Below are 16762 nucleotides of genomic sequence, written 5' to 3' on the forward strand. Positions count from 1 at the left end.
AAATAATAATGTTGTATTTCAATAATTGTAACAGTAGCTGTAATTGTAAATGGCAGATACGACTAAATTTTCTGTATTAAGGCGGACAGGCACTTCCATCAGGACATCAGTCTAGCTGATATATATGATGAAACAGGGATTATAACAACAGTTCCGATGGCGCTTATCATAATCGCAATTAGCTCCTGTGTGAAATCCTTCGAGTTAATAAGCGTACTCCATGAATAGAACTTTAGAAAGCTTATGCACATTATCATAAATTCCCCGGCAAATATAAAGAAGAGCGTGTTGACGTTAGAGCTTAATATTTTGCAGCCGATATTCATTCCTGCACCAAATAGCTCAGCTCTACGTGAGTCCGGATTATGACGGGCAATCTCATAGACTCCTGAGCTCACTGCCATGGCCGTATCTATGAGTCCTCCAACAAGAATTACTACAAACACAGCGATTTCAACTAGAAGCATATTTATCCCAATGGCTCCGGAGTAACCGTTAGATTCGTGAATCTTGACATCTCCAATTGTACCGAATCCCTGTAGATGCGCATGCTTAATGATGAATACTATAAGTATTACAGAGATGGATAGAACCAAAATGACTGACATAAATGCGGATTTTGTTTTAATATTCCTGTCATTCTGGTAGAAGATAGTTACTGCAGTTATGAGCAATACTGCTATAATCGTTGAAATGGAAATATTGAAGCCTAAATAAATCAACTCAATCAACAGTGCGAAAATAGAAATGTTTATAGCAGTCGTCATTATGGCTTTAGCGGTTTTATTGCCCCCCGCAACAAGTGAGAGGAGTACAAATATTATGATAAGTATTTTAATCATGCTTTAGCTCCTTTCGCGCCACTGACGAAGTTACAAAGATAGAGACCAGTATGGCAACAACTATTGACAACATTCCGGAAAATGAGCGTGCTATATAAAAATAAGCGTCATGATTTATTACAGTCCTAAAGCTTATCTCATTTGACATGGAGATAAGGAAAATAGGCAGAGTTGGTGCGATATTTGTTAGAAGGACTACACTTATCATTGTTCCGGTTATATCATCAGCAATCTCGTGTAAAGACTGCAGCAGACCTTTGAACTTCAGATTACGGGTTCGTTCAATCAGTTCTGTTGCAGCAGCTGTGACGGTTACAGATACGTCAATAACAGCACCGAGGCAGCCTATGATTACCTGTGCTAAAAAGAAGTGTCTGGCGTCAGTAACAGTAAACGGTTCCGGTAGAAAATGCAGAAAATCATAATCAATATCACTTCTCCATATCAGGAGCATGATGCAGAGAGATAGGAGCAAGGTGGTGAGTAGTGTGGACGCATATGATAGGAGCATGTGCTTGTTGAAGCCATCAGTAACCAGCAAAACGAAAAACGTGAAAATCAGCACGCTTAATATCGTCATGTAAAGGATGTCATTTCCATGGATGTTCATGAAAATAACAATGCCAAAAAGCGCAATATTCCCGATTATGCAAATAGAAGTAAAAACTCCCTGACGACCACCGATAGTGATTAGTGCTGCAATGAGCAATAAAAAAACACCAGCGACCCAGTAATCCCGTTTTACTCCTGTAATCCCTGAATAATCGTCATTAAGGAAGACGTAATCGTTGCGATAATATTTTTCATCATAAGTCCTCGACTTGTCATATTTGTTTTTTAGATGGATAACCTTGCCTTTATTATGTCCATTTTCTATTCTTAATTCGAGTAATTGATTGTTATCCCTGTCAGTGACATCCGTTACTTTTGCAACAGTTGTTTTATACATGCTCGAATTGTTTAATATCAACATGAACAATATCGATACTGCTATCATGGATAATATAAATTTGATTAGATATTTTTTTTTCATATAATTCATATAAATTTTAATATGTAGTATTCAAATTCCTTGAAACCGAAGGATTTTTCCGTAACTACATTCCTGTAGCTCCGGTCTAAATATCCCAGTATGCTATATAGCACTTTACGGATATATATTCTAGCATAGGTGCAGGTCGACATATTGACAATAACATGATTTAAATAAAAACAATCTTGTTTCTGCAAGCAAAATTTCTTCAAAAAAACCACCCTTATGCAAAGCAATTTGATACAATGTGAGTGCTATGATTAGACACAACTATATTGATATAGGTGAGGGTAAACCGCTGATCCTGCTCCATGGCAATGGTGCGGACGGCAGCTACTTTATTCACCAGATTAATTATTTTTCATCAAAATATAGAGTGATAGCCGTAGATTCTCGTGGACACGGAAAAACTCCGCGTGGCGAAAAGCCGTTTACATTACTGCAATTTTCCGAGGATTTGCATGCATTCCTCGATACGCATGCCATCAAGAGGGCTCACATACTCGGCTTTTCTGATGGAGCCAATGTAGGTATCAGGTTTGCCATCGACTATCCTGAGTATGTGGATAAACTGATTCTAAGTGGCGCTAATCTCAAGTACAGCTCGCTTAGAATTTCGGTTCGTATGGCAATTAGACTGCTTGAGAAGGCAAATTCGACCTTTAGTGGAGATAAGGATAATCAAACCAGGCGTTCGGAGCTGTTACAGCTGATGAAGGGTGAGCCGGTAACCGGCGTGGATGAGCTGGAGCGGATACAGGCGGAAACACTGGTCATAGCTGGGACGATGGATTTGATGTACGGCAGTCATACCAAGCTGATTGCTTCCAAAATTCCAAATTCCAGACTTGAGTTTGTAAAGGGAAATCATTCATTGGCACGCCGGAGCTATAAGGCTTTTAACGAAATTATAGACGATTTCTTGCAGGGGTAAAAACAACAGGGTACTCTTTCCTGGATAATTAGCCGGTATTTAGACTTGTGTGCTGTATGAAGCCGCATTAAAAACATAAAACCGCCTATCCTTAATTCTATTCAATAAGGACAGGCGATCTTGACGTCACTGCACAAGTTAATTCAATTTGACGTCACTGCACAAGCTAGTCGAAGAAGAAATACAGTAGTACGATGGCTCCAAGCACGATTCTGTACCAACCAAACACTTTGAAATCATGTTTTTTGATATAGTTCATAAGGAATTTGATGATGAACATCGATACTACGAAGGCAACTATCATTCCCACGAGCAGGATTGCCGCCTCGCTAACGGTGAAGTTTAATCCATATTTGAGTAATTTGAGCAGGCTGGCTCCAAACATCACCGGAACCGCGAGAAAAAATGTGAACTGAGCTGCAGTCTTGCGGCTGACTCCAAGCAGCAGGGCGCCTAGAATCGTCGATCCGGAGCGCGATGTGCCAGGGAAAACTGCTGATACGAGTTGAAATAGCCCGATGATGAAGGCCTGCTTATAGGAAAGGTCATCAATACTGTTAGTCTCCGGCTTAGAGTGCTTATTGCGGTTCTCTGCGATAATGAATAGAATTCCGATGAGTATGAGCATTATCGACACTACTTTGTAATTGTAGAAGTGCTCTTCGATCGCATCGTCCCACTTGAGACCGACTATTACTGCAGGAATACATGCCACAATAACCTTGAACCACATTGACCATACGTCCTTGCGAATATATTTCTTGGATTTGTCGCTGGTAAAAGGCCAAATGTCGTTCCAAAATGTTATTACGACGGCCATAATTGCTCCGAGTTGAATTACAACGAGGAACATGCTCATGAAGTCCGGATTGACGCGCATTGGCCAGATTTGATTGACAAGAATCATGTGGCCGGTGCTGGACACAGGCAGCCATTCGGTGATACCCTCAACAATACCTAAGAATACAGCTTGTAGAAATACAATCATATTTAACTCCTTTGCTAATACGCCAATATATTATACCAAATAATCGGTGGTATTACGCATTTGAAAAAGTTATTATTTATAGAAAATATTTGGAGGTAGTGGGATTTTTGAATTCATGAAACGCAGCGATAAAGCCCTCAAGCTTACGTCAACTACATGTAAGCCGCGAGATCGAGCATATTTGCTGCAATACGAGGAAGCGTTAACAGAGGAATCGCTTCAGAATTCGTCAAAAGTAAGTATAACAGCTCGGGATGGTTTAAAGCTTGCAGGCAGGTTATACCGCAAACGCGAGCATCCTAAGGCTATTGTCATCGCTGTACACGGGTTCCACAGCGGCGGTCTGAGGGACATGGGTCGATTTGCAGATATGTACTACAGAAACGACTTTGATTATTTGGTTATATCGCAGAGAAGTCATGAGGAATCAGAAGGGAATTATCTGACCTTTGGTGCAAAGGAATCTTTCGATTTAATCGATTGGATTCGCCAAATCAGAAAACTCTACCCGGTTACGATCCCGATAATATTGCACGGTGTGTCGATGGGCGCAGCTACGGTAATTTTGGCTGCGGGAAATAGAGAGGTCCTGGATGGCAATAAAAACCCGTATAACATAAAGTGTTGCATTTCAGACAGTGCATATAGCGATATAATGGACCAAATTTCGTATTTGATAGGAGATACGCACTCTTTTATCAAAACTGCGTATATGGAGCTATTTAAGGCAAATATGAGGCTTAGAGGAGGTGCTAAGGCAAGCTCTGCATCTCCGATCTCTGTTGCTGGAAAAATATCCATACCGTTTATGTTTATTCACGGTAAAAAAGACAAATTTGTACCATATGCAAATTCTATTCGGATATATGAGGCGTGTAGCTCTACCGAGAAGGAAATACATCTGTTTGAAGGGGCAGGGCACGTGTGTTCATATGTTGTAAACAAGTCAAAATACGAGGAATTGTTCGCGTCCTTTGTCAAAAGTAAATTGGACGAATGTGAATAATATGATGAAAAAATCGGAATATGAATAAATCAAGGACCCTCCCGGCGGGAGGGCCCTTGAGACTTTGATCATACCGTTCATTATCTCGTTGCGAGATTTTTTACTTTCCGCCCCAGAATGATGTGAACTGTCCGTAAACGATCATTGCCATAAAGAGAGGTCCTATCCACTTAATGCAGAAGTTATAGAATCCTCTTGTCTTGAATATGCGCTCACCGCCATTCTCGATTTCATCATCGAGATAGTGAGGTACAAACCATCCAAGCAGGATAGCCATAATCAGACCGGTTAGCGGCATCAAGATACCTTCAGCGAGGCAATCCCATACACTCAATACATCCGCCTGTCCGAATAGGTGGAACCAGTTCATCTTAGGGTTTCCGCCGAGAGCATCAGCAGTTGTCAGGAAGTTACCAACAAAAGCTGCTAGAGCCATCACGACAGATACCTTAACTCTGCTTGCCGGCTTACCGGCCTTAACTCTCGAGTCAAGGATAGCGGAGATACCGGCCTCCATCATACCGATTGAGGAAGACAGAGCTGCGAAGAATACCAGTAGCCAGAATGCAAGCTGGAAGATCTTTCCTGCAGCACCCATAGACTGGAATACTGTTGTCATCGACACGAAGAGCAGTCCGGGACCGCCGCCTGGCTCGAGGCCAAATGCGAATACGGCCGGCATGATAGCCATACCTGCGAGGATAGCTACCAGGGAGTCACCTAATGTGATGATTGCAGCGTTCGACTCGAGGTTCTCTTTCTTACCTAGGTAAGAACCGTAAGCGATGATGCAGCCGGATGCTAGTGACAGTGAGAAGAACATCTGTCCACCGGCCAGGGATACTACATTGAAGAAACTCTTCTTCCACATCGATAGGTCAGGGTAGAAGAGGAACTTTAGGCCGGGAGTAGCTCCGGGAAGTGTGCAAGATCTGATTACAACTATAACAAGTAGTACAAATAGAGCTGGCATAGCAATCTTGCAGAACTTCTCAATACCGCCGGAAACTCCACCAAATACAATAATCATTGTAAGTATCAGGAAGCCTGCCATCCAAGCTACGGAGTTGCCAACGTTTCCTACCATTCCGCCAAACAGTGCCCCCGGGTCTCCGGTGTTAAGAACTGCGCTCTTGCTGAATAGTGCTGTAATTGATTGAAATAAGTACTTACTGATGTAACCACCGAAAGTACAGTAGAAGCAGATCAGGAACCAAGGTACGATTGTCTGAAGAATACCGTTGAACTTGAATCTGTGGTCAGCTTCTTTGTATGCCTCGATAGCAGCCTTCTGAGTCTTACGTCCAAGAGCAATCTCGGATAGCATCAGAGGATAACCTACTACGATAGCAAGAATAGTGTAAATAATAAGGAATGCGAATCCGCCGCCAAGTCCTAGTTTATAAGGGAAGGACCATAGGTTACCAAGACCTACAGCGGAACCGAGTGCAGCCATCAGAAATCCAAAATTGGAATTAAATTGGCCTTTGTTGTTTTCCTGTTCCATTTTTTCTACCTCCATACATAGAATAATCAAAGTCTTATTACAAGTACAATCTGATTATAAAAGCGACATTTTGTGTTGTCAATATGACTGCATCGTCACAAATTTGTCACCTTTTGTCACAATTTGTTCAACGCCTTGTATTTGAGCAGATACACGCGATTTGCCAAATAATAAACAAATGAAATTTTTTGACAATACTATCAAATGCGTTGGAGGAAAAATAAAATTTAGAATAGAATTCTTAAACGCAGCTGATGAAATTAGATGGAATTTTGCTATAAACCCGGGCAGGTCCCGCATATTATGTGTGACCTGCCCGGGTTAGCTGTAACCATTGTTTAGAAAAATAAATCCACCTTGTGCGTGTACTAATATTTTTTATGCACCGGGGATAGTGGGACCGGATGGTGGCGTGCTAGGTGATGAGTTACCGGAATCTGTCGAAGATTGTTGCTCAGAATCTGATGTATCAGCTTCGGTTTCTCCAGTCGTCTGTCTTTGCGTCGTTGCCTCTCTTCTTACATAGCTGGAGCGGCCTTTTTCAGTGCCTTTTGTATAGTATTCGTTTCCTATCCTTATCACGTTATCAGGCGCTGCATTATATTTGCCTGTCTTGGCAGCCGGAATCTGGTTCATAATCTTGCCCCACAGTCTTGCAGCCATTTCGGACATAGAGGACAGCTTGATGTTGACATCGGTTCCAATCCAGAGGGAAGCCGCATATTTTGCTGTAAACCCATCGAACCAGATATCGTATTTATCGTTTGTTGTACCAGTTTTACCACCGGCTTGTGTGCCGCTTACAGCAGCAGGACCGGCGATTCCTTGAGTGATAACCGACTTTAGCATGTCCGTCATGATGAAGGCCACACCTTCGTCCAGAACTTTTGTCTTTTTGGACTTGCTCTTAAGCAGAACCTTCCCGTGTCTATCTGTAACCGTTGTGTATGCTATAGATGATTGTCTGACGCCACCGTTAGGGAATACCGCAAATGCTTGCGCCATCTCAAGAGGAATTACACCCTTTGTAAGGCCTCCGAGTGCAAGAGCAGCGGAGTTCATGTCACTCGTCGCACCTTCGGTAACGATCGTTGTAAGTCCAAACTTCTTGAGCAGATCAGCCGAATACTCGTTTCCGACCTGAAGCTGGATTTTGACGGCTACAGTATTGATGGACTGCTGGATACCTTTACGCATTGATACAGCACCGGAATATCTATTGTTAGAGTTCTTAGGCCATGTCTTACCGTTAAATGTCATTGGTTCGTCGACAATTGTCGATGAAGCCGTTAGGTAATCTCCATAGCCTCTAGTCCCTTGTTTATCGTGCTTGTAATCAACCATCGGCCATGTTTCACCTTTTTCGGCATATTCATAGCTCTTCTGAAGGGCTGCACCATATACAGATAGAGGCTTGATAGATGAGCCCGACTGTCTGGGGTTCAGCGCACGGTTATACAATCTGCTGCCGGATTGTCCGCGGCCGCCGACCATAGCCTTTATCTCACCGGTTCCTACGCCTACGATAACCATGGCAGCTTGAGGCTGTATAGTCTTCTCGTTGAGAGAGTAAGCATCAGGTTTAATAACCAGAGTGTTTCCGGATTTCACCATTGAATTGGGGAAGTCCTTGAAATAGCTCTTATCTATGACCAGATCATCGCTTGAATCCAGCTTCTTGTATTTGCTGGGAACATTGATATATCCACCGGAGTAGATATATAACGTTCCTTTTTCCTGCACATATTGCTTCTTAAATTCTAAGCTGTAATTAACCTTGCCGCCGGTCTTGGTAGTATAAATGTTGAGTCTCTTACCTCTCTTGATTGTTGCTGAGCCATCCTTGCCAAACGACACTTCGTCTTTGCCAAGCGTAAAGTTTCCTTCAGAATTGAAGCTATCATTGTAATCGTAGAGAATTATATTTCCACTCGAACTGATGACATTTCCTGATGAATCCTTGCGTATGCTGACCAGGGAAGGGAAGTTAGAGCTGTTCTTAAACTCCTCGACAGCAACCTTCTGTGCTGTCGAATCCATGGTTGAGTGAATCTGCAGACCACCGGTGTAAATCATTCGTTCAGCTTCCTGTGGTGAAATATCATATTTTTTCTGCAGGTCACGCGATACCTCATCAATTAAATATTCATTGAAGTAAGAGTTGACGCCCTTGTTGCTCTTTACAGATGGGTTGATAAAGTCGATAAGGTTCTTGTGATAAGCTGCCTTAAAATCCTTGTCTGTTATATATCCTTGGTCGTGCATAAGCTTGAGTGCTGTATCACGACGATTCTTGGACATATCATTTGCGATATAGGTATCAGGATTGCGCAGAATGATATTTGTATCGCCTTCTGTGACAGAGTCTTTGCCGGCAAGCTTCACAAGAGCGTATGTGTCCGGCGCCTGTGGCAGTGCTGCCAGCGCAGCACATTCCTCCAGTGACAAATCCTTAGGGTCTTTGGAGAAATAAGCGTGCGAAGCAGAGTATACTCCGTAGCTTCCAAAGCCCAAATAGATTGTGTTTAGATATGCCTCAACAATCTGCTCCTTGGATAGTGTGCGTTCAATCTGACTTGCATAGTACATCTCCAGAATTTTACGCCTAACACTTCGCTGGCTCTTAATTTTAGGCAGATATACGTTACGAGCGAGCTGCTGAGTGATTGTACTGGTTCCACTGATGTGACCGGAACCTGTAAATGATTGGACTACAGCTCCGGCCATTCTGGTCCAATTGAAACCGTGGTGCTTCCAGAAGGTCTTGTCTTCAAGCGCAACAAATGCATTTATCATGTTTTTGGGCATCTGCTTATATGAGATAAGCTGACGATCCTGATTGTAGAATACAGTATCTACTTTTTTGCCTTGATCGTCATAAACTACAGAGCTCTGCGCAACTGAATCATAGATGTTCTCAGGATCGATTTTTGGAGCAGTACTGATGATTATAAATGTATATAAAATCGCCAAAACAAACAAAATCACGAATAAACCTACGATGTCCTTCGCAATTTTGCCTTTGCTGACAACCTTAGGTGTATTTTTGATTTTCTTGCCGTTTACTATAACGTCAGCTCCCAGACTGGGGTTGTAGTAAGGATTATCCTTCAGGAACAGTCGATCCTTCAGTGGTTCACCATTCCCCCTTATTAAACCGGAAAGAGACGCACCGCTCTTCTTTTTAGAAGACTTTGATGCTGAACGCTTTATACCCTTGTTGTTCCTCTTATTCTTATTATTCTTATGGCCTTTCGAAGATTGGCTGCTGTCAGCTGTTCCATGCTCAACAGGAACATTCGCGGAATCATCTTCATCAAGTGCTTCAAACTTGGATAGAAATTCATCTATCTCACGTTCGTTTTTAGAAATATTGTCTTTATCAGACTTCATAAGAAACCTCCAATCAGGAATTGTTTGTTGTCTTTGGTCACACCTACACATATCATAGTAGATTTTTACATTATATCACATAAATTATTTATGTGATTATTAATAGACGCTTAATTTATTTTGCTGATTCTATTTACCTGTAAAAGCGTTTCACCATTGCTCGGAGCGGAGCCATGAACAATGGTGAACGTTGATTTTATAAGGGTTTACACGAACCGTAGTGCTGTTCGCAGCATGGTCGAATTATTGTATATTTTTAAGTGCCAGATCGTGCCTATAGTTAGACGTGTGTCAGAAGTTGATCAGACCTGACTTAACATAAGAGTTTATATAATTGAGTATAGTATTGGTGACCTTGATGCCTGCATACTCATCGTCATCATCAAGATTGATGTGGGTGATATTGGCCTTGTCCTGAATACTGTTCAGGATAGAGGCCGTTGTAAATTTGTTGTCTGAGTCCACAGGAATAGCAATCGTCTTAGCCGCCTTGTCATTAGCGGTAGAATATATTTTGCTCAGATCGCTGGACAGTTTGTCGTTTTTGTTCTTAAATGAACCATATAGCTCTGATGTCGTCATGGTGAGGCCGGCAAGTGATGCGGCAGATGCATTTTCCTGCATAACTTGATCTCTATACGCTTCAGTTACACCGGTTGTATTCATTTTGAGATGGAGTGTATCGCCGTCGACATATAGTTCCTCGATTGTGTTTGTAGCGTAAACGTCACCTTTTGAATACTTAGCGGGGATTTTATCATCGTCACTAAATCTGTAATTGCTATTCTTAGCTATATAAAGAAAGGTGCTGAGGTCATTTATTGTCTGCGCTCCTATTGCAGTATCAGGCAGTTTGGCTTCGTCTGAAATTATTGAGTAAGTCATTTTGGCATCAGGAAAATACTTCTTATTGGCCTTTTTAAAGCTCTCGACCTGACCATCAAAATACTTCTTTGTATCCTCGAGGTTAAATGAATCTACAAGCATTGTAAATTCAATCGAATCCGGATACATATTACCGTTGTTTCCAACTTTTAGATCTGCAATCTGGTATGAAACAGATTTATTCTTGTACTTGGAGATGATTCCGTTTAGTATGTTGAACACATCTGGCTGCTGGGAGATGTAGGAGCTTGGACTATCAGTCTTGATGCCGGTAATTTTAATTTTTATACCTGTATTCTGAGTCCTGGGCTCAGTGCTGTACGGAATGGCAAGATTACTCATGCCGCTTGCGAATGAGGTATTTGACACATACAGCTTCTTGCCGCTGCTCACGTAGATAACGTTAGAGTTTGCAGGAATATATGACTTATTGATATTAAGTGCGCCAGAATGTTCATTCCTGTCATTATTAAGAAAGATAGCGATAACACTTCCACCTTTAGTATTTGAAGTTGATACTTCATGGATTGTGGAAAGGGTATCAGCATCCATAGCAGCCGTTTTATAGTTATATTCGGCAACAACGACAGTTGCAGGAGCTGTAACATCAGTTGCTGTCTTGGTCACGATTATATTTCCGTTTTCATCGGTAATGTATATAACCTTGTCCTTAGTAGTTTCTTCCTCGATGAAGTGCTGCAGAGCCTTGTTGGATTTAAACCCTTTAGATTTATCAATCAGCGCTTCTCGAAAGCTTCTGTAGTTGCTCTTGTCGACTAGACGAGTTTTATTCATCTTATAATATGCGATGATACCGACGAATAATATAATTATTACCAGCACAATCGCAGTGGTTTTCGTGTTAGATTTATGCATTATCATCCTCTCAAAATTTGTTGTATGTATACATTTATGCGTTGCCTATTATACAGATAAACTGTGAAGATTTGAACAAGAAAAGGAACTGTTCTTGTATACAAAGCAGATATGCAAGGTGATTGGAGTTATTTTAGTCACGTGATGTCAAATGTTATAGAAATGTTTTAAGCAAATATTTACTTATATATTATATATAGAAATGAAGTAAAGTGAATCATAATATTAGTATGATAAACAGGCCGTCCGGGTCATGTTAATGATGCTGAGTTTTATAATTAGATTGCACAAAGAAAGTGCAGTCTAATTTTTTTTATTGCAATTTCAACGGTTTCAATACATGGGTTTGATAAGTTATCTCATAAATTACCTTTGAAGTAATATAAAAAAGTTATGATACGGACAAAGTCCGGACAAAAGTCCGCACATATTACTATTACTATAACTATTACTATAAAAGAGAAAAATATAAGTATATATAGTTATATAAGAAGGAGGAGAAAAATGGCAAAAAGAACTGGCTCAAACACATGGAATTGGGAGATGAGAAAAAACCTTGAGTTTTTAGTTTCTGAAGAAGGTTATCCACCAAAGAAAATAGCAAAGGAATTATCTGTGTCTGATGCAACAGTATATCTTGAACTAAAAAGAGGAATGACAGCAGAAGAGTATTTGAACAAGCGATATTCAAAGTACAGAGCTGAAGTAGCTTTATACAACGAAGCGGTATCAATATTCGGCATAGATGGACTTGCTGTAGTAATGAAGATTTTTCAGGCACAGGAAGAAAAGTAGGAGAATGACATGAACAGAGGTACAGACGATGTTTTCATTTGGTACTATAGGATGGTTTTTTCCTTTTTTACTGAAGAACGAATGAGAAACATGAAACATGTTCCAATGTATGGTTACCAGTTTATTGTTATATTTCTGGAACTTTGTGGATTAGCAACTCCTACAAAAGGAAGGATTACAATTCAAGGTTATTCTCCGGGAGAAATTGCACCAATTATTTGTAAAGATATAGGAGAGGATGCAGAAATAACAATGCTTGCACTCAAATATTTTACCCAGCAAGAACTAATAGAAGTTTGGTTGGAGAATGGAAGCACTATTATTCATATTCCGTTCTTAAATGACAAGATTGGAAGAAGGAATAAAGAATCTGAAAAGAGACAAGCAAGACGATTGCAACAGATGGAAAGAAAAGCGAATATGCTTGCTTTACAAGCTGGGCTTGAAGCAAGAATCCAAAAGTGCCAAACATATGGATTATTTGAAAATGTATATTTAACCGATGAAGAAAAAAATGAGCTTGATAATCTTTTCTGTAATTCTGATGAGATTATAAAAAGGGTAGGACTGGAAAAGAAAAGGACTGGAACAAGTGACATAGTAGAAACAGATTATGATTTGTGTCTTAAAAAAGGGAAACAAATTGGAAAAGAACGCATATGATGCGAGAGGTGTGATGTGGCAACATTATATGATAAAAATTATGAATTACCAAAGGGATGCTACGGTCTAACAAAACCTACATACATAGTGGTGACAGCCAGAATAAGAGCATATCCGGAGTTCAAAAGAAAAATAGCTAGAATCGATGATAAATCAGAAATCAATTTAACAGAGGACGATATACTTGCAAAAAATTGTATGCAGGCATTTGTAGATGCTATAGAAGCAGGAACAGCATGGATTAGTGAGGAGTATAGAGAGCCAATCTGGAAATATGCAATCAAACATTATGAACATGGAGTGACATGGGAAGATATAGCAGAAGAATATCACTATAGCTCATCTCATTTAAGATTGCAGTATGTAAAATTTGTTTATGGTGTAGCGTTTGAACTTGGAGAAATCATTTAGGAGGAAAAGGTTATGAAAATAGTATCTGTTGTTAACCATAAAGGCGGAGTTGGAAAAACTACAATAACTATAAATTTAGGTGCAGAACTTGCAGAGCGAGGGAACAAGGTTCTCCTTATTGATTTAGACAGTCAGGGAAACTTAACGAAAGCTACGGGCATAGATGTACACAGAACTGGTGACAATCTATATACCGTTGCATCAGCCTTAAATGGAATTATGAAAGGGCAGGAGATTGATCCTTTGAAATACATATACAGGACAAATATTAGCGATAATCTTGATGTAGTACCTTGCTGTATAGATATGGCAGACACAAAGATTGCTTTAAATATCGCTATGGCAAGGGAAACAATGCTAAAACTTTTCATTGAGGAAATAGTTAAAAGCAAAAATTATGATTATGTGCTTATAGATAATGCCCCATCGATTGAAGTGGATTTCCAAAACTCCTTAGTTGCAAGTGATGAGGTTCTTATTATCACAGAAGCAGATGAATTTTCTACAGATGGAATGGAAAGCCTGCTAAAACAACTTGGAAAAATAAAGAGTTTTTTCAATCCGAAACTTGAAGTAGCCGGTGTACTCATAAATAAAGCTGATTGCAGAACAAATTTATGTAAAGACATGATTGGCATAATAAGGGAACTATTCGGCAAGCTAAAAGTATTTAATACCGTAATTCCGGCAAGCGTGAAACTAAAAGAAAGCCAGATTATGAAGGTTAGTATTAAAACTTATGATAAAGATAATGCTGTTGCAAAGGCTATTTCTTCTTTTACTGATGAATTTGAAGGGAAAGTAGCAAAGTAGGTTAAGGAGAAGAATAATGGCAATGAATTATAGAAAAAGTGTGTACATCAGAGACGAGCAATCAATCAAAAATGATATAGAAAATATAACTGATTTATACGGCGGAGCTGAAAAGAGACTTGAGGAAGCCAGTAAAAATGGAGTTAAGAATATAGATGTTAATTTGCTTCAGGAAAGTAGTCTTAATCATTTTCATGCTATTTCAGGAGAGGAATGGGATGAATTTGTAGCAAGCATAAAATCTCATGGAATATTAACACCTATCACAGTCAGACCTATAGCCGATGGAAAATATGAAATACTGGCAGGACATAATAGAGTTCGTGGAGCAAAAACAGCAGGGATTACAGAAGTTCCGGCAATTATAAAGGATGTTGATGATGTAGAAGCAAGCATCATAATTGCGGATACCAACCTTCAGAGAGAGGAAGTAACAGACCTTGAGAAAGGCTGGGCATATAGAAATATATTTGAAGCCATAAATCGAAAAGGCAAAAATCAGTATACAAGTGCTTCGGGTCAGAACGACCCAAAGCAAAATGTTTCAGAGGAGAGTGCTTCGGGTCAGAACGACCCAAAGCTAAGAAGTAGTGAAATTATTGCTGAAAAATATGGCATTGGTGAAAAAACAGTTAGAAGAAAAATCCGTCTAACCTACCTAATCTATCCGCTATATACTTGCTATGAAAATAAGCTTATAACACAGGAAGTAGCAGAACAGTTGTCTTACCTAAGAAAGAATGAACAGGCTTTAGCAGAAGGTCTAATTAGTGCCGGGCTGGGGCTTACTCCGGAAATTGCTAAAGTAATCAGGAAGGCAAGTGAAGACCGCCATATAAGTGATGTGGATATGCAGGAAATTGCAGGCACTAATATTAAGCAGGATACTACAAAGCCATCACGCCCAAAGAGGTACAGGATAGACGAAGCTCTATTCCCACCAACAGTAAAGAAAGGGCTGAGAGAAGACTATATAGTTAAAGCACTAACATATATTAGGGATAATAATATTGAGGTGTAATGATGGAAAAGGTAAGCAAAAAGGAGCTGGAGCAAGGCAATACTCAGCTAAAGGAATTAGTTAAGTTTTGCAAAAAATATGATAATCCGTTTACTGTAGATTTTGAAAGCAAAGAACTGAAAGAAGCCTTAAGCGAATTTAAAGAAATGGTAACAGATCTTCCGGATTTGTATTTTAAGATGGATACAACATTCAGGTATCCAACAAGAGGTTTACCCGGAAATGTAGACTGCAAGACTTTCACATCATACTATGTGATGCGTATTCCAGAGATATATTTGCTATATAAAAATAAGGGTTATGGAACTTTCTTTCATGAGATGAGAGAGTTTCTTGAGGATGAGGTGCTTGGTGTGGAAATAGGAGATGATGCAAAAAGTATTGCACTGTCCTTAGAGGTGAAAAATGCTATAATCGACTTGATAGAGAGAATTGAGAAGAAGGAAGCATTGTTATGATATTCAGCCGAAAAAGAAAAAGAGAAGTTGCAGATTATTCACCACTTAGAAATACTGAACGATATAAAGGGGATAGAGAGCAATATAAGTGCCTGTTATACAATGTTCAGAGTTGGTACTCATATATAAATTATCTAAACTAAAATATCAAAATTAAAAAAAGCAAGTGAAAGCATAAAAGTTAAGCGTTTGCGAAAATTTACATATGTTATAATAATAGCATAGAGATATATTATATAAATTAAACAAAAGTTTGCTATAAACTAAACAAACCAGTAATTGCAACGCATGCAGAGATTTGGTGGAAATGCAGGAGAATATATGATAAACATAGATTTTACGGAAAAAACGAAAAAAATAGAAAAAACATTACCGTACATAAAAGAAAAATTGAAAGAAAATCTGATATTTGAACCTTTCTATAAAGATTTTAAGTATTCATTTTGCTGGAGTTCTAATGCGATTGAAGGTAACACACTATCTCTTAGTGAAACCATATCCTTACTTGAATACGATGAAGTATCAGCAGGACATAGTTTTAGAGAGTATGACGAAGCAAAGAGGTTATATTCAGCAATTGAGAAATATTTAAGTTTTGAATATAAGGATATTACTGAAAGCTGGATAAAGAATATTGCTCAAGAAGTTACAGGCTTGTCAGGAGGGTATAGAAAAGAAAATGTGTATATAGGCACTCTTTCAGAAGCAATATATTATCCGCCAAGTCATGAAAATATAAATGAGCTAATGGGGGAATATATAAAGTATATAAAGCCATTTAGCAAAATGCAACTTGGGGATAAGATTACATATATTGCAAAGAAGCACATTGAATTTGAACGGATACATCCCTTTTTAGATGGGAACGGTAGAACCGGCAGGGTTATATTAAATCAATCCCTTATCAATGAAAGTCTGCTACCAATAGTAATAGAGCCGAAATCAAAATATAGAAGTGCTTTCAAAGAATATAACAAGTCTGGGGACACTTCCCTTATGGAAAACATAGTATATAACGGACAGCTTGAAGCCATAGAGAAAGTGAAACTTCTTGTAAGAAATATGGAGCATACACTTGGAAAATCAAAAGAAAGGGGGCTTGAGATTTAACTAAAAATGGCATAAAGAATATTCAAT

Annotated in this window: 15 protein-coding genes; 9 read left to right on the forward strand and 6 right to left on the reverse strand. The window is 39.4% G+C overall.

What is annotated here, in order from left to right; all coding sequences use genetic code 11:
* Positions 1-98: 98 nt before the first annotated feature.
* Both HMPREF0581_RS05605 and HMPREF0581_RS05610 read right to left on the reverse strand, forming a co-directional pair.
* A complete protein-coding gene (locus HMPREF0581_RS05605) occupies positions 99-842 on the reverse strand; it encodes a YibE/F family protein (RefSeq protein WP_009644829.1) in 744 nt (247 codons plus the stop codon).
* Positions 835-1815: a YibE/F family protein gene (locus tag HMPREF0581_RS05610; RefSeq protein ID WP_169731149.1), complete on the reverse strand. Its 981-nt coding sequence runs from the start codon at positions 1813-1815 to the stop codon at positions 835-837. The genes HMPREF0581_RS05605 and HMPREF0581_RS05610 overlap by 8 nt, the downstream gene beginning before the upstream one ends.
* A gap of 316 nt (positions 1816-2131) precedes the next feature.
* Here HMPREF0581_RS05610 and HMPREF0581_RS05615 point away from each other — a divergent pair, with 316 nt between their 5' ends.
* Complete coding sequence (locus tag HMPREF0581_RS05615; protein WP_009644820.1) at positions 2132-2809, forward strand: alpha/beta fold hydrolase; 678 nt, start codon at positions 2132-2134, stop codon at positions 2807-2809.
* Positions 2810-2975: 166 nt separating this feature from the next.
* Here HMPREF0581_RS05615 and HMPREF0581_RS05620 read toward each other — a convergent pair whose 3' ends face one another.
* Positions 2976-3797, reverse strand: coding sequence for an undecaprenyl-diphosphate phosphatase (locus HMPREF0581_RS05620; protein WP_009644672.1), 822 nt, complete (start codon positions 3795-3797; stop codon positions 2976-2978).
* A 115-nt stretch (positions 3798-3912) separates the two neighbouring features.
* Here HMPREF0581_RS05620 and HMPREF0581_RS05625 point away from each other — a divergent pair, with 115 nt between their 5' ends.
* Positions 3913-4803: an alpha/beta hydrolase gene (locus tag HMPREF0581_RS05625; RefSeq protein WP_036381199.1), complete on the forward strand. Its 891-nt coding sequence runs from the start codon at positions 3913-3915 to the stop codon at positions 4801-4803.
* Positions 4804-4903: 100 nt separating this feature from the next.
* On the opposite strand, the gene HMPREF0581_RS05630 is transcribed toward HMPREF0581_RS05625, so the two are convergent.
* The 3 genes from HMPREF0581_RS05630 to HMPREF0581_RS05640 form a co-directional block, all read right to left on the reverse strand.
* On the reverse strand, positions 4904-6310 hold the full coding sequence (locus HMPREF0581_RS05630; RefSeq protein ID WP_009644731.1) for a sodium-dependent transporter: 1407 nt from the start codon (positions 6308-6310) through the stop codon (positions 4904-4906).
* Between the two features lie 378 nt (positions 6311-6688).
* Complete coding sequence (locus tag HMPREF0581_RS05635; protein ID WP_036381202.1) at positions 6689-9703, reverse strand: transglycosylase domain-containing protein; 3015 nt, start codon at positions 9701-9703, stop codon at positions 6689-6691.
* 291 nt (positions 9704-9994) lie between these two features.
* The gene (locus HMPREF0581_RS05640; protein WP_009644848.1) at positions 9995-11464 is read right to left on the reverse strand and encodes a zinc-binding metallopeptidase family protein; all 1470 of its coding nucleotides are present in this window, start codon (positions 11462-11464) and stop codon (positions 9995-9997) included.
* A 504-nt stretch (positions 11465-11968) separates the two neighbouring features.
* Here HMPREF0581_RS05640 and HMPREF0581_RS05645 point away from each other — a divergent pair.
* The 7 genes from HMPREF0581_RS05645 (at position 11969) to HMPREF0581_RS05675 (ending at position 16735) form a co-directional block, all read left to right on the forward strand.
* Complete coding sequence (locus HMPREF0581_RS05645) at positions 11969-12259, forward strand: helix-turn-helix domain-containing protein (protein WP_036381207.1); 291 nt, start codon at positions 11969-11971, stop codon at positions 12257-12259.
* Between the two features lie 9 nt (positions 12260-12268).
* Positions 12269-12922, forward strand: a complete 654-nt coding sequence (locus tag HMPREF0581_RS05650) for a hypothetical protein (protein WP_036381210.1) — start codon at positions 12269-12271, stop codon at positions 12920-12922.
* Between the two features lie 15 nt (positions 12923-12937).
* Positions 12938-13333 carry a helix-turn-helix transcriptional regulator gene (locus tag HMPREF0581_RS05655; protein WP_036381213.1) on the forward strand — a complete coding sequence of 132 codons (396 nt, stop codon included), beginning with the start codon at positions 12938-12940 and terminating at the stop codon, positions 13331-13333.
* A gap of 12 nt (positions 13334-13345) precedes the next feature.
* Positions 13346-14146: a ParA family protein gene (locus tag HMPREF0581_RS05660; RefSeq protein WP_036381216.1), complete on the forward strand. Its 801-nt coding sequence runs from the start codon at positions 13346-13348 to the stop codon at positions 14144-14146.
* A gap of 16 nt (positions 14147-14162) precedes the next feature.
* Positions 14163-15167, forward strand: coding sequence for a ParB/RepB/Spo0J family partition protein (locus HMPREF0581_RS05665; protein ID WP_036381219.1), 1005 nt, complete (start codon positions 14163-14165; stop codon positions 15165-15167).
* A complete protein-coding gene (locus HMPREF0581_RS05670) occupies positions 15167-15625 on the forward strand; it encodes a hypothetical protein (RefSeq protein ID WP_156918840.1) in 459 nt (152 codons plus the stop codon). The genes HMPREF0581_RS05665 and HMPREF0581_RS05670 overlap by 1 nt, the downstream gene beginning before the upstream one ends.
* A gap of 321 nt (positions 15626-15946) precedes the next feature.
* Positions 15947-16735 carry a Fic family protein gene (locus tag HMPREF0581_RS05675; RefSeq protein ID WP_036381224.1) on the forward strand — a complete coding sequence of 263 codons (789 nt, stop codon included), beginning with the start codon at positions 15947-15949 and terminating at the stop codon, positions 16733-16735.
* Positions 16736-16762 lie beyond the last annotated feature (27 nt).

The sequence above is a fragment of the Mogibacterium timidum ATCC 33093 genome, assembly GCF_000525775.1.
In the GTDB taxonomy this organism is placed as follows: domain Bacteria; phylum Bacillota; class Clostridia; order Peptostreptococcales; family Anaerovoracaceae; genus Mogibacterium; species Mogibacterium timidum.